The organism is Micromonospora ureilytica (assembly GCF_015751765.1).
Lineage (GTDB): Bacteria > Actinomycetota > Actinomycetes > Mycobacteriales > Micromonosporaceae > Micromonospora > Micromonospora ureilytica.
The window spans coordinates 6,079,112-6,092,304 of the sequence record NZ_JADOTX010000001.1; the positions used below are offsets into that span (position 1 = coordinate 6,079,112).

At 72.4% G+C, this 13,193-nt stretch carries 16 protein-coding genes; 10 read left to right on the plus strand and 6 right to left on the minus strand.

Annotated elements, in window-relative coordinates; genetic code table 11:
* Positions 1 to 8: 8 nt before the first annotated feature.
* Positions 9 to 887, minus strand: coding sequence for an aminotransferase class IV (locus tag IW248_RS27835; protein ID WP_196929310.1), 879 nt, complete (start codon positions 885 to 887; stop codon positions 9 to 11).
* A 69-nt stretch (positions 888 to 956) separates the two neighbouring features.
* Between IW248_RS27835 and IW248_RS27840 the strand changes: the two genes are divergently transcribed.
* The 4 genes from IW248_RS27840 (at position 957) to IW248_RS27855 (ending at position 4,399) form a co-directional block, all read left to right on the plus strand.
* Positions 957 to 1,385 carry a Fur family transcriptional regulator gene (locus IW248_RS27840; RefSeq protein WP_124820328.1) on the plus strand — a complete coding sequence of 143 codons (429 nt, stop codon included), beginning with the start codon at positions 957 to 959 and terminating at the stop codon, positions 1,383 to 1,385.
* Positions 1,382 to 2,494, plus strand: coding sequence for a CAF17-like 4Fe-4S cluster assembly/insertion protein YgfZ (ygfZ, locus tag IW248_RS27845; RefSeq protein ID WP_196929311.1), 1,113 nt, complete (start codon positions 1,382 to 1,384; stop codon positions 2,492 to 2,494). The genes IW248_RS27840 and ygfZ overlap by 4 nt, the downstream gene beginning before the upstream one ends.
* A 23-nt stretch (positions 2,495 to 2,517) precedes the next feature.
* Complete coding sequence (locus tag IW248_RS27850) at positions 2,518 to 3,345, plus strand: beta-keto acid cleavage family enzyme (RefSeq protein ID WP_196929312.1); 828 nt, start codon at positions 2,518 to 2,520, stop codon at positions 3,343 to 3,345.
* 94 nt (positions 3,346 to 3,439) lie between these two features.
* Positions 3,440 to 4,399 carry an asparaginase gene (locus IW248_RS27855; protein ID WP_196929313.1) on the plus strand — a complete coding sequence of 320 codons (960 nt, stop codon included), beginning with the start codon at positions 3,440 to 3,442 and terminating at the stop codon, positions 4,397 to 4,399.
* Between the two features lie 7 nt (positions 4,400 to 4,406).
* On the opposite strand, the gene IW248_RS27860 is transcribed toward IW248_RS27855, so the two are convergent.
* On the minus strand, positions 4,407 to 5,204 hold the full coding sequence (locus IW248_RS27860) for an alpha/beta fold hydrolase (protein WP_196929314.1): 798 nt from the start codon (positions 5,202 to 5,204) through the stop codon (positions 4,407 to 4,409).
* A gap of 112 nt (positions 5,205 to 5,316) precedes the next feature.
* Here IW248_RS27860 and IW248_RS27865 point away from each other — a divergent pair, with 112 nt between their 5' ends.
* The 6 genes from IW248_RS27865 (at position 5,317) to IW248_RS27890 (ending at position 9,558) form a co-directional block, all read left to right on the plus strand.
* Entirely contained in the window at positions 5,317 to 5,928 is a 612-nt protein-coding gene (locus IW248_RS27865) for a helix-turn-helix domain-containing protein (RefSeq protein ID WP_196929315.1), read from the plus strand.
* Entirely contained in the window at positions 5,925 to 6,569 is a 645-nt protein-coding gene (locus IW248_RS27870) for a hypothetical protein (protein ID WP_196929316.1), read from the plus strand. The genes IW248_RS27865 and IW248_RS27870 overlap by 4 nt, the downstream gene beginning before the upstream one ends.
* Positions 6,570 to 6,640: 71 nt before the next feature.
* Positions 6,641 to 6,955 carry a DUF2516 family protein gene (locus IW248_RS27875; protein WP_124820335.1) on the plus strand — a complete coding sequence of 105 codons (315 nt, stop codon included), beginning with the start codon at positions 6,641 to 6,643 and terminating at the stop codon, positions 6,953 to 6,955.
* Complete coding sequence (locus IW248_RS27880; protein ID WP_196929317.1) at positions 6,952 to 7,839, plus strand: alpha/beta fold hydrolase; 888 nt, start codon at positions 6,952 to 6,954, stop codon at positions 7,837 to 7,839. The genes IW248_RS27875 and IW248_RS27880 overlap by 4 nt, the downstream gene beginning before the upstream one ends.
* 11 nt (positions 7,840 to 7,850) lie before the next feature.
* Positions 7,851 to 8,588, plus strand: a complete 738-nt coding sequence (locus IW248_RS27885; RefSeq protein WP_196929318.1) for an alanyl-tRNA editing protein — start codon at positions 7,851 to 7,853, stop codon at positions 8,586 to 8,588.
* A 55-nt stretch (positions 8,589 to 8,643) separates the two neighbouring features.
* Complete coding sequence (locus tag IW248_RS27890; protein WP_196929319.1) at positions 8,644 to 9,558, plus strand: SDR family oxidoreductase; 915 nt, start codon at positions 8,644 to 8,646, stop codon at positions 9,556 to 9,558.
* On the opposite strand, the gene IW248_RS27895 is transcribed toward IW248_RS27890, so the two are convergent.
* The 4 genes from IW248_RS27895 to IW248_RS27910 are packed head-to-tail and all read right to left on the minus strand — an operon-like array spanning position 9,549 to position 13,193.
* On the minus strand, positions 9,549 to 10,517 hold the full coding sequence (locus IW248_RS27895; protein ID WP_196929320.1) for a helix-turn-helix transcriptional regulator: 969 nt from the start codon (positions 10,515 to 10,517) through the stop codon (positions 9,549 to 9,551). The genes IW248_RS27890 and IW248_RS27895 overlap by 10 nt on opposite strands.
* A 23-nt stretch (positions 10,518 to 10,540) precedes the next feature.
* A complete protein-coding gene (locus IW248_RS27900) occupies positions 10,541 to 11,182 on the minus strand; it encodes a response regulator (protein ID WP_124820340.1) in 642 nt (213 codons plus the stop codon).
* Positions 11,179 to 12,447, minus strand: a complete 1,269-nt coding sequence (locus IW248_RS27905) for a sensor histidine kinase (protein ID WP_231396464.1) — start codon at positions 12,445 to 12,447, stop codon at positions 11,179 to 11,181. The genes IW248_RS27900 and IW248_RS27905 overlap by 4 nt, the downstream gene beginning before the upstream one ends.
* Before the next feature lie 11 nt (positions 12,448 to 12,458).
* Complete coding sequence (locus IW248_RS27910; protein ID WP_124820342.1) at positions 12,459 to 13,193, minus strand: ABC transporter permease; 735 nt, start codon at positions 13,191 to 13,193, stop codon at positions 12,459 to 12,461.

The following is a 13,193-nucleotide window of genomic DNA, read 5'->3' on the forward strand; positions in this document are numbered from 1 at the left end:
GCGGTCGTCTAGACGGGGAAACCCAGCAGGGCCTGTAGGGCGGGGGTGCGCGGGCAGTGAGCCCGACGTACCCCGTCCAGGGTGTGGACCTCGGCGGCTCCGCGCAGGGACGAGGTGAACCACACGCCGTCCGCCGCGTGCAGCTCGGCGGTGGTGACCATCCGCTCGGCGGCGTTCAGGCCCAGCTCGGTCGCGTGGGCGAGCAGCCACGCCGCGGTGGTGCCGCCGAGGATGCCGGTGGTGGCCGCCGGCACCGTGCAGAGCGTGTCGCCGGTGAGCCACACCACATTGGCGGTGGGGCCCTCCAGCGCGTACCCGTCGGAGGAGATCCAGAGCACGTCGTCCACGCCGGCCCGGCGAGCCCAGCGGCGGGCGGCGCTGCTGACCGCGTACGACGTCGACTTGATGCCGGCCGGCAGCCAGGTCAGCTCGCTCCGGGCGGCGGCGGGCAGCCCCAGCGGCAGGGTGGCCACAGTGATTCCGTCCCGCCGGGAGGCCCGGGAGGACGCCGGCACCTCGGCCAGCGTGGCGTAGACAGTGGGCGGGCCGCCGGCCTCCGGGCCTCGGGTGCAGACCAACCGAAGTGCGCCTTCCACAGGCGCTGGCCAGCCTGTTCGCACCTCGTCCAGCAGGTCGATCAGGGCGGCGGTGGGGGGTAGGGCCAGCTCGACGGCGCTGGCCGCCGTGGCCAGGCGGGCCAGGTGTTCGTCGCGTAGCCACGGCTGGCCGTTCCGCAGGTGCATGGTTTCGAAGAGGCCGTCGCCGTGCAGCACCCCGAGGTCGTCACCGCGGAGCACCGGGTCGCCGGGCGGCACCGGGCCGCGTCCCAGGACGGCGATCCGCGCGGTTGGGTCGGCCGCGTTCTTCCCGACGGACGACCTCACCATGACCGTCGAGCGTAGCGGTGATCGATCGCGGTGCGGGGAACAGCCTGGTGGCCGAACTATGATCGGAGCGTGTCCGAATCCTCCCTCGCGGAAATGCTGCGGGCCCGTGGGCTGCGGCTGACGGCCCAGCGGCAGCTCGTCCTCCAGGCGGTGCTCGATCTGGGCCACGCCACACCGGAGCAGGTGCACACCGCGGTCCGGGAGGTAGCCGCCGGCGTCAACATCACCACCATCTACCGCACGCTGGAGCTGCTGGAACGGCTCGGTCTGGTCACCCACACGCACCTGTCGCACGGCTCACCGACCTATCACGCCGCCGGTGAACACCAACACGTCCACCTGGTCTGCCGGGAGTGTGGCGCGATCGACGAGATCGATCCGGAGCTGCTCCGCCCTCTCGCCGACCAGTTGGCCGCGCAGCGCGGGTTCCGGGTGGACATCGGGCACGTATCACTCTTCGGCGTCTGCGCACGCTGCGAGAACGGGGACGAAAAATGATCGACATCGCGGGTGCGGTGGCCGTCGAGGGCATCGACGAGGCCAGCCGTGACCAGCCGGATCCGGCGCACGTCGCGGCCGGCGTACGGGGGGTGGCCGCGCACTACGGCGACCCGCTGCGCGAGCAGCGCACCCTCGACACCGCTGTTGGTCTGGTCGACCGGTCGCACCGCGGGGTTATCGCGGTGGCCGGGGAGGAACGGGCCAGCTGGCTGCACACTGTCACCTCGCAGCACCTGACCACGCTCTCCGCGGGTGAGGGCACCGAGTTGCTGGTGCTGTCGCCGCACGGTCACATCGAGCAGCACGCCATGGTCGCCGAGGACGGCGAGACCACCTGGCTGGACACCGAGCCCGGTGCCACCCAGGGCCTGCTGACCTACCTGGAGAAGATGCGGTTCTTCAGCAAGGTCGAACCACGCGACGCGACGGCCGATCGCGCGCTGTTGTCGCTCGTCGGGCCGGCGGCCATGGAGGCGCTCGGCACGCTCGGCGTGACCGGGCTCGCCGCACCGGACGTGGTCGCGGTGCCGGGTCCGAAGTTCCCACACGGTGCCGTGCCACTCCGGGCGAGCGCGCGGTACGACGTACGGCCGCTGCCGATCGGCGGCTGGGCCCGACGTGGTCCGCTCGGGGTGGACCTGCTGGTGCCCCGGTCGGCGATGGACCAGGTGGTGGCGGAGCTGCGCGGCGCCGGCGTGCCGGTCGCGGGGCTGTGGGCGTACGAGGCGATCCGGGTGGCCGCCCGGCAACCCCGGGTGGGGGTGGACACCGACCACCGGACCATTCCGGCCGAGGTCGACCTGATCGCTCCGGCGGTGCATCTGGACAAGGGTTGCTACCGGGGGCAGGAGACGGTCGCGCGGGTGCACAACATGGGCCGGCCGCCGCGTCGCCTCGTACTGCTGCATCTGGACGGGGTGACCACCGATCACCCGCCGGTGGCCGGTACGCCGGTGACCCTCGACGGCCGGGCGGTGGGTTTCGTCGGCACCGCAGTGCTGCACCACGAGCTGGGCCAGGTCGCCCTCGCTGTGCTGAAGCGGAACGTCCCGGACGATGCCGCGTTGCTGATCGGCGAGACCGCGGCGGCGATCGACCCGTCCTGAGCGGGCCGTCTAGGATCGCCGGCATGACGACAGGGACGTTGATCACGGTGGCCCCGACCGGCGCTGAGTCGGCCAAGGCGGAGGTGCCGGCGCTGCCGGTGACCCTCGACGAGTTGCTGCTCACCGCCAAGGAGTGCGAGGCGCTCGGCGCCGCCGTGATCCACGTCCACATCCGCGACGACGAGGCCCGGCCGACGCTCGACCCGGTGCGTCTGGCCGACACGGTGGCGGCGCTGCGGGAGAGCACCGACCTGATCGTGCAGCTCTCCTCGGGCGGTGCGGTGACCGACCCGGAGGCCGCCCGGCTCGCCGTGCTCGACGCCCGTCCGGACATGGCCTCCTGCACCATGGGCACTGTCAACTTCGGCGACGACGTGTTCCTCAACCGCTGGGAGTTCATCGTCGACCTGCACACCCGGATGCAGGAACGCGGGATCGTGCCGGAGTACGAGATCTTCGACCTCGGCCACCTGACCGCGTTGCAGCGGTTGCTCGGCAAGTACGGGCTGCCGGCCGGCGGGCACGTGCACGTCGACTTCGTGATGGGAGTGCCGGGCGGGATGCCGGGCACCACCGAGACCCTGGTCGCGGCCCACCGGATGCTGCGGGACCTGCCAGAGGGCACCACCTTCTCGGCCACCGGTGTCGGCCGGAGCACCATCCCGGTGCTGTTGGCCTCGCTGTCGACCGGCGGCCACCTGCGGGTCGGCATGGAGGACACAGTGACGTACGCGAAGGGCCGCCCGGTGGAGTCCAACATGCAGTTGGTCGCCCGCGCGGTGGGTTTCGCCCAGCTCGCGCAGCGCCCGCCGCTGACCACCACCGAGGCCCGCTCGCTGCTCGGGCTGTAAGGCCCTGTCTGTCCCGCGCCCCTGTCACCCGGGCGGTGGACCTCCTGGTCACCCCGCCGCCGGGCACCCCCGGACCGTCGGTACCGTCCAGCGCGTGACGAAGACGTACGAGGGCGGCGCGCCGCTCGCCGAGGTGGTCCGGTCCGGGTTCGTGGAGGGTGCGCACCGCGGCTCGGTGGTGGTGCTGGACGCCGCCGGTGTGGCGGTGGCGTCCGCCGGCGACGTGTCCTCGCCGATCTTCCCTCGCTCGGCCAGCAAGCCGATGCAGGCCATCGGGATGCTCCGGGCCGGCCTGACCCTGACCGACCCGGCCGACGTGGCACTGGTCTCGGCGAGCCACGCGGGCGAGGAATTCCATCTGGCCCGGGTCGGTGCCCTGCTGGAGCGCGCCGGGCTGGACGCGTCGGCGCTGCACTGCCCGCCCGACCTGCCGGTGGGCGCCGCGGCCCGGGAGGCGCTGCTTCGCGCCGGTGGCGGCCCGAGCAGGGTGCAGATGAACTGCTCCGGCAAGCACAGCGGGATGCTGCTGACCTGCGAGGCCGCCGGTTGGCCGCTCGACGGCTACTGGCGGCCGGAGCACCCGCTACAGCAGCGGTTGCGGGCCGCCATCGAGGAGTTCACCGGCGAGCAGGCGGCGGCGGTGGGTGTCGACGGCTGTGGTGCCCCGGTGCTCGCGGTGTCGCTGACCGGCCTGGCCGGGGCGTACCTCCGACTGGTCGACGCCGAGCCCGGCTCGGTGCCGCGCACGGTGGCCGACGCGATGCGGGCCCACCCGGAGATCGTGGGTGGCACCCAGGCCGACGACACCCGGCTGATGCGGGGTGTCCCGGGGCTGCTGGCCAAGGTCGGCGCCGAGGGCGTGATCGCCGTGGCGCTGCCGGGCGTCGGCGCCGTCGCACTGAAGATCGACGACGGCGCCGACCGGGCCCGGATGCCGGTGCTGGTCTCCGCGCTGCGCCGGCTCGGCGTGGAGGCCCCGGTGCTGACCGAGTACGCGGAGGTGCCGCTCTTCGGCGGCGGGGTCCCGGTCGGGGCGGTCCGCCCGCTCTGGTGACTGCGCTCTAGCTCAGGAAGTCGAGCAGCGCGGCGTTGACCGGCTCCGGACGCTCCAGCGGCAGCAGGTGCGCGGCGTCCGGCACGTCGGGCAGTCGTGTCGCGTTGGGAACCTCGGCGGCGATCCGGTCGGCGAGGCGACTGATGTCCGGCACGTCCGCGGCACCGGCGGTGACCAGGACGGGGATCTTCAGCTCGCCGAGACGGCCGGTCGCCGGTGGCGTCAGCTCTCCCACCTCGACCGCGCCGAGCGCCAGCTCGGCGGCGAGGGCGCGCTGGTCCATCTCCTGCGCGAACGCGACCAACTCGGGGTCGACGTCCTCCGGCTGGCGTCCCGGGCCGACCACCCAGAACCGCACCTCACCGGCCGCGCCCGCGACGAAGTCGTCCGGGTCGACCTCTCCGACCAGGTCGTCCCAGAGGTCGTTCGCCTCGTCGGACCACTCGTTGCCGGAGACCGCCGTGTCGAACAGCGCGAGCGCGCTCACCCGGTCGGGGTGGGCCAGCGCGGTGTCGATGGCGACCGCCCCGCCGAAGGAGCAGCCGACCAGGGCGGCCCGGGGCAGGTCGAGCGCGTCCAGCAGCCCGGCCACGTCGTCGTGGTGGGTGAACGCTGCCGGGGGGAGCTCCGAGTCGCCGTAGCCGCGCAGGTCCGGGACGATCACCCGGTGTCGGGCGGCGAGCGCGGACACCTGCCCTCGCCACATCCGCCGGTCGGCGATGCCGGCGTGCAGCAGGACGACTGGCGAACCGGTGCCGGCCTCGTCGTACGCGATGCTTGCTCCATTGACTGTGATCTTGTGCACGGAGGGACCGTACGGACCGGCCGAGCGGCGTGCAAACGGGATGCTGAGACCTTGCTAACTGTGGCTAGCGTTTTGCTTGCAAGAGCTAGCGCCGGCGGTTAGCGTCGCTGTCATGGCCACACCCAAGGACCTTCCCGACGTCGGCGGGTTCATCCGCGATCTGCGGCGCAACGCCAAGATCTCGCTACGGCAACTCGCCGAGCAGGCGGGGGTCAGCAACCCGTACCTCAGCCAGATCGAGCGCGGCCTGCGCAAGCCCAGCGCCGAGGTGCTCCAGCAACTGGCGAGCGCGCTGCGCGTCTCCACACCGGCGATGTACCTGCGCGCCGGGCTGCTCGACGACAAGGAAGGCCACGGGGTGCTCGCCGCCATCGCCGTGGACGCCGACCTGACGATGGCGCAGAAGCAGTCGCTCAGTCAGATCTACGAGACGTTCCGCCGGGAGAACACCCGGCTGTCCGAGACCCGGGCCGAAGCCGAGGCGGCTCAGGCCGACCAGCCCACCGGGCCGGCCGCCAGCCAGGCCGCCGACCAGCCCGCCAGCCAGGCTGCGGACCTGGCCAACGTGGCCGCCACCGGCCCCACCACCGCGAGCGGCACCCCGACCGAGGCCGTGCTCGAGTCGGTCGCCGTCACCGAGGCGGGCACCGCCCCCGCTCCGGGCAGCACCAGCATCCCCCAGAAGAAGAAGGCCGCCGAGGCGGCCGAAGAGGAGACGTCATGAGCGAGCCGAAGACCAACCGCATCCCCGCCCCGATCTACGCCGCAGCCGGCGCCGGTGAGCTGGCCATCGAGCAGCTGCGCAAGCTGCCGGCCGTGGTCGGCGTCCTCAGCACCCGGGTCGTCGCCGACCTGGGTGGTCGGGCCGTGCTGACCGGCTTCGAGCTGAAGCAGAAGGCCACCGAGACGCTGCGTACCGCCAACGAGACCGCTGACCTGGCGAAGCTGCGCGAGGTGGCCGACATCGACAAGCTGCGCGCCGCCGCGACCCGCAACGCCGCCCTGGTGGTCGCGGGCGCCCAGGTCGCCCAGGAGCGCGCGTTCGCCGCGTACGGCGCGCTTGTCGCCCGGGGCGAGCGGGTCGTCGGCGCCGGCGTGCTGGAGGCCGCCGAGACGGTCAACGCCGACATCGAGGCCACCGAGGCCGTGACGCCGGCCACCACCGTGGCCGCCACCACCGCCCCGGCCGCCCCGGCCGTGGCCCCCGCCGACGTGCCGACCCCGGCCGACGTGGCCGAGATCGCCGAGGCCAACCCGGCCGCGGTCAAGAAGGTCGCCCGGGCGCCGAAGGCTGCCAAGCAGCCCGAGACCCCGTCGGCGAAGCTCCCCCGGGCCACCAAGCGGACCCGCCCGGCCGCCGAATAGCTCATCGTGTCCACGACCCCGGCGGCGTCCTTGTCGGACGTAGCCGGGGTCGTGGACATAAACTTGCCGACATGGCCAACGCCGCGCCGATCTTCGCGTTCGAAGTCCGCTACGTGATCGAGCTGATTCTGCTCGTCTTCGCGCTGATCATCCAGGGTGTCGCGCTGGTGCACGCCATCACGCAGCGCTCCGACGCCTTCCCCGCCATCGGGACGCTGCCCAAGGGCGGCTGGATCGCCATCCTGGCGGTCTGCCTGGTGCTCACCCTGCTCGGCTTCGGTCCGATCAGCCTCTTCGGACTGATCGGCATCGCCGCCGCGCTCATCTACCTGCTCGACGTCCGGGTCGGTCTACGCGACCTGAGCGACGGCAAAGGGTTCTGGTGAGAGGTTTTCGCTGGCCGCCCCCACCCGACAGCGGGCCCCGCACCTGGGGGCCCGGGCCGGGTGGGCCGCGTACCGGCCGGCCGGCGCTGCCGGAGCCGGAGACCGAGCTGGTCACCACCCCCCACGGCGTACGGCTGGAGCGGCTGGTCACCGGCACCGGTGATCCGGTCACCGTGTTCGCACACGGGCTGGGTCAGGGCATCGCCACCACCCGCCCGTTCGGCAGTGGGGTGAACGGCCGCAAGGTGTTCTTCCAGTTCCGCGGGCACGGCCGTTCCGAAGCCCCGGACGGGCCATGGGACTACCTGGATCTGGCCCGGGACCTGCGGGCGATCGCCGACCTCGGTGGCGCCAGCCGGGCGTTCGGCGCGAGCCTCGGCGCGGGTGCCCTCAGCCGACTCCTCGTGGAGAGCCCGGAGCGTTTCGACAAGCTGGTCTTCTTCCTGCCGGCGGTCCTCGACGAGCCACACGGGCCGACCGCCCGGGAGCGCGTCACCGACCTGCTGGAGGCGGTGGAGAGCGGCGACGCCTCGGCGGTCGCCGACATCGTCACGCTGGAGTTGCCCCCGGCGGTGCGTAACACCCCGGCCGGCTGGGCCTACCTGCGGCAACGGCTCGACCAGCTGCTCCGCGACGGTCTGGCCGACGGTCTGGCCACGCTCACCGACCAGACACCACTGCGCCAGATCGGTGACCTGACAGCTGTCACCGCGCCGGCGCTGGTGATCGGTTGCGCAGGCGACGACCTGCACCCGGTCGAGGTCGCCGAGCGGCTCGCCGTCGCGCTGCCCCAGGCCAGCCTGCACGTGTACGACCGCCCCGGCGTGCTCTGGTCGGAACGCGCCGATCTGCGGGACCGCATCTCCGGTTTCCTGAACGAGTAACCTGCCCTGTCATGGGCGTCACACAGCATGGCCGTACGCACCGGCTGGACCTTGCCGACCCGACATTGCGCGAATGGACGTGCACGGTCCTGCACGCCGATGCGGAGCAGGGCATCGTGCTGGACCGTTCGGCGTTCTACCCGGGCGGCGGGGGTCAACCACCCGACCACGGCGTGCTGCTCTGGCAGGGCGTACAGACCCGGATCGTCGGCACCCGCAAGGGCGACGACCCCTACCTGATCCCCGCCGAGGGTGACCCGCTGCCGCCGGTCGGCACCGCTGTCGTCGGCGCGGTGGAGGACGAGCGCCGCACCCGGCTGATGCGTACCCACTCCGGGCTGCACGTGCTCTGCGGTGTGGTGTTCCGCGACTTCGGCGCGCTCGTCACCGGAAACTCGATGGAGCCGGGAGAGGCCCGGATGGACTTCAACCTCCCCGAGGTGCCGCCGGACTTCAAGAGCCGCATCGAGGAGCTGGTCAACGCCGAGGTGGCCGCCGACCGCTCGGTCGCCACGCGGGTGCTGCCGCGCACCGAGGCGCTGGCCCTGCCGGACATCATCCGCACCCAGTCCAACCTCATCCCGCCGGATGAGCAGGAGGTCCGGATCGTCGACATCGTCGGGCTGGACGTGCAGGCCGACGGGGGCACGCACGTCGCCTCCACCGCCCAGATCGGCAAGGTGCAGGTGGTCAAGGTGGAGAGCAAGGGCCGGGCCAACCGCCGGGTCCGGGTCCGACTGGTGGATTAGATCGAGTAACGAATTCGGACGTCGGTTGTCAGGTATTCCTGACAACGTCGGAGGCATGACGCAACCGCTCACAGGAAAGATCGCGCTCGTCGCCGGTGCCACCCGTGGTGCCGGGCGGCAGATCGCCGTTCAGCTCGGCGCGGCCGGTGCCACTGTCTACACCACCGGCCGCAGCAGCCGGGCCGGCCGCTCCGAGATGGACCGACCGGAAACCATCGAGGAGACCGCAGAACTGGTCAGCGCCGCCGGCGGCACCGGCATCGCCGTTCAGGTCGACCACCTGGTGCCCGAGCAGGTCCGCGACCTGGTCGCCCGGATCGACGCCGAGCAGGGCCAACTCGACGTGCTGGTGAACGACATCTGGGGCGGCGACCCACTTGTCACCTGGAACAAGCCGGTCTGGGAGCAGTCGCTCGAGGCTGGGTTCCGCACCCTGCGACTGGCCGTCGACACGCACATCATCACCAGCCACTTCGCCCTGCCACTCCTGATCCGTAAGCCCGGCGGGCTGGTGGTGGAGATGGGCGACGGCACCAAGGCGTACAACGACGAGAACTACCGACTGTCGGTCTTCTACGACCTGGCCAAGGTGTCGGTGAACCGGCTCGCCTTCAGCCAGGCGCACGAGTTGAAGCCGCACGGCTGCACGGCCGTGGCGCTCACCCCCGGCTGGATCCGTTCCGAGGCGATGCTGGAGCACTTCGGCGTGACCGAGGAGAACTGGCGCGACGGCGCTGCCACCGACCCGAACTTCCTCATCTCGGAAACCCCGGCCTTCGTCGGCCGGGCGGTGGCCGCGCTCGCCGCCGACGAGGAGAAGGCTCGCTGGAGCGGCAGGTCCGTCGACGCCGGCACGCTGTCCAAGGTGTACGGGTTCACCGACCTGGACGGCAGCCAACCCGAGGGCTTCCGGTACATCACCGAGGTGGTCGACGCGGGCAAACCGGCGGACGTCACCGGCTACCGGTAGAGCGCACCGAGCCGGTCGGCGCTCTCCGCGAACAGCCGCCGCAGCTCGGGTGGGCCGAGGACCTCCACCTCGGGGCCGAGCCCCAGCAGTTGGTGGTACGCCACCTGGACCGACTCGACGGGCAGCCGCGCCACCACCCAGCCCTGCCCGTCGGGTGGGCTGGCGGCGGCGACCATCTCGTCGTACACGAAGGGGGCATCGACCTGGTGCCGGAGCTGGCGCAGGCCGGCGGGGCTCAGCCGGACGGCGACCTCGGCCCGCAGCATTGTCCGCAGGAACGACCCGGCCTGCTCGCGCCAGTGCCCGGCCAGGTCGAAGCCCTCGTCGCGGTCGAAGTGCTCGTCGCCCACCTCGACCCCGGTGACCCGGTCCACCCGGTAGGTGCGCACATCGTCGCCGACCCGGCCGACCAGATACCAGACCCCGCTCTTGAGCACCAGGCCGTACGGCTGGACCTGGCGGGTCACCTCCCGGTCGCCGCGTCGGTAGCGCAGCTCCACCACCCGGTCGCCCCAGACCGCCCGCGCCAGCTCGGGCAACCAGGGCGGTGGCGCGGTCTCCCGGAACCAGCCCGGCACGTCCAGGTGGAACCGCTGCCCGGCACGGGCCGGCGCGTCACGCAGGGCGGGTGGCAGCGCGGCGAGCACCTTCAGCTCGGCGGACGCGACCGCGTCGGCGAGGCCCATCTCGCCGGCCGGCCCGGGCAGCCCGCTGAGGAAGAGCGCCTCCGCCTCGTCCCGGGTCAGCCCGGTCAGTCGGGTGCGGTACCCGCCGAGCAGGCGGTAACCACCGGCCCGCCCCCGGTCGGCGTAGACCGGCACGCCCGCCGCGGAGAGCGCCAGGACGTCCCGGTAGACGGTCCGCTCGGAGACCTCCAACTCCCGTGCCAGCTCGCTCGCGGTCATCGACCCACGCGACTGCAACAGCAACAACAACGAGATCAGTCGGGACGCGCGCACCCACCCATCCTGCCCGGTGCCGCTCACCGCCCGCCGGGCGTCAGCAACCCCCTGTCGTACGCGGTGGCCACCGCGGCGGCCCGGTCGTTGACCCCGAGCTTGGCGTACACGTGCAGCAGGTGCGTCTTGACGGTGGCCTCGCTGATGAACAGCTGACTCGCCGCCTCCCGGTTGGAGGCACCCCGGGCGACCAGGGTGAGCACCTCCAGCTCCCGTTGGCTGAGCGGCTCCTCGACGGGAGCGCGCAACCGGCCCATCAGCCGACCCGCGACGCTCGGCGCGAGCACCGACTCACCCCGGGCGGCGGCCCGGACCGCGCGAACCAGATCTTCCCGAGGGGTGTCCTTGAGCAGGTAACCGGTCGCACCGGCCTCGATCGCCGGCAGCACGTCCGCGTCCGTGTCGTAGGTGGTGAGCACCAGCACCCGGGCGGCGCTGCCGGCGCGAGCCAGCCTGCCGATGGCGGTCACCCCGTCCATGCCGGGCATCCGTAGGTCCATCAGCACCACGTCCGGCCGCAGCGTCGCGACCAGGACCAACGCCTCCGAGCCGTCCGCGGCCTCGCCCACCACCTCGAAATCGGGGTCGCCGGTGAACATCCCCCGCAAACCGTCGCGCACCACCGGATGGTCGTCGACGATCAGGAGTCGTACCGGGGCGGTCAACCGGCACCTCCGGGCAGCGCGGGGACGGACGCCGAAATGGCGGTGCCGCCGCCCGGCTCGGATTCGACTGCCAACTCGCCGCCGACCCGGCTCACCCGTTGCCGCATGGCGGTCAGCCCGTACCCGCCGCCCGGCTCGCGGGGCGCCGGCCGGTCGGTGACGTCGAAGCCGGCCCCGTCGTCGCGAACATCGAGCGTGACCACGTCCGCCATGTACGACAGGGTCAGCCCGACCCGCGACGCGGCGGCGTGCCGGGCCACGTTGGACAGCGCCTCCTGGGCGGCCCGCAGCAGGGTCACCTCCACCTCCGGGTGCAGCGGACGGGGAGTACCGGTGGTGGCCACGTCGGCCCGTACCCCGTTCAGGGCCGACCAGCGCCCGCCCAAATCGACGAGGGCGTCCGGCAGGCGGGCCGTCTCCAACGGCTCCGGGCGGACCGCCTGTACCGACCGGCGGGCCTCGGTGAGGCTCTCCCGGGCCAGGGCGAGCGCGTTGTCGACGTGCCGGCGCCAGTCGGCGGACCTGTCGCGGGTCTGCTCGGCCGCCTCCAGTTGGGTGATGATGCCGGTCAGCCCCTGCGCCAGGGTGTCGTGGATCTCGCGCGCCATTCGTTGCCGCTCGTCCAGCACGCCGGCCTCCCGGGCCTGGGTGAGCAGTTGGGCGTGCAGCCCGGCGTTCTCACTTGCCGTCTCGGTGAGTTGGCGGTTGGTCTCGCCGAGTTCCGCCACCAACCGCTTGCGTTTGGCGTCCTCCTGTTCGGCGACCATCGCGAACCAGCTCACCGAGCCGGCCACCACCAGGTTGAACAGCACCAACACCAGCCAGAGCGGCAGGTGCGACACCACCACCGACAGACCACCGCCCTGAGACGTGGCGACCAGGGTGGCCGTGGTGACCACGCCGGCGACCCGCCAGCGCCCGGGCAGCACCGGAAAGGCGTGGATGTAGCCGATCCAGGCGAAGAAGCCGTACCACGGGCTGGCGGCCACCAGTGCGGCGGCGAACGTGAGCAGGCCGGCGTAGTAGACCGCCATCAGCGTGCGCCGGCTCTGCCAGCCGGGGTGCAGTGTGACGAACCAGGCGACCCAGCATCCGGCCGCCACGGCGATGGCGAGGGTGGGCAGTGCCCCGAGATGATCGGGTGCCGGTGCGACGAGGGCCAGCAGGGTGCCCAGGGTCAGCCCGCCGAAGGGGAACACCCGATAGAGGCTCGCCTCGCGCTCTCGCCAACTGGCCAGACGGTCGTGCCCACCGTTGCAGGTCATCGCATCTCCGCTCACTCCCAGCGGAACAGTTTCGCCGCGCCGGCGCCGGCCACCACGGCGATCACCGCCATTATCCCCAGGTGCAGCGGCTGCGGCGGGGTGCCGGTCCAGGCGTCGAGGAGCGCCTGCACCCCGGGCGGCGTGTAGTCGCCGATCCGCGCCACGACGTCCGGAAGCAGGAACCGGGGAAGGTAGACCCCGCCGAAGAACATGGTGATCAGGAACAGCGGCACGGCCAGGGCCTGTGCCGCCCTCGTCGTGCGGGCCACGGCGGCAACCAGCAGGCCCAGCGACAGCAGGGCGGCCGTGCCGAGGATGAACGCCAGCGTGAAGCCGAGCGGGTGTCGGGGGAGCGGCACCCCGAAAGCCAGCCGGGCGACGACGATGAGCAGCAACGCGCTGGCCAGGATCCCGGCCAGGGCCAGCACCAGTTGGGCGGCGAGCAGCGCCGCCGGATGCGCCGGGGTGGTCGCCAGTCGGCGCAGCACGCCGCGTTCCCGGTAGGTGGCCAGCACGGCCGGCAGGATGTTCACCCCCACCATGGCGAGGGTGACCACCAGCAGCGACGGGGCGAAGTAGCTGACGAAGGTCTGCCCGTCGAAGGTCGGATCCGGCTTGCGCAGCGAGGGAACCAGCCCGAGCACCACCAGGATCACTGTGGGCAGCCCGACGGTGAGAAGCAGCGTCGGCAGGTCCCGCAGATAGAGCCGCGCCTCGATTCTCAGGATGTTGCGGAAGGCGTGCAT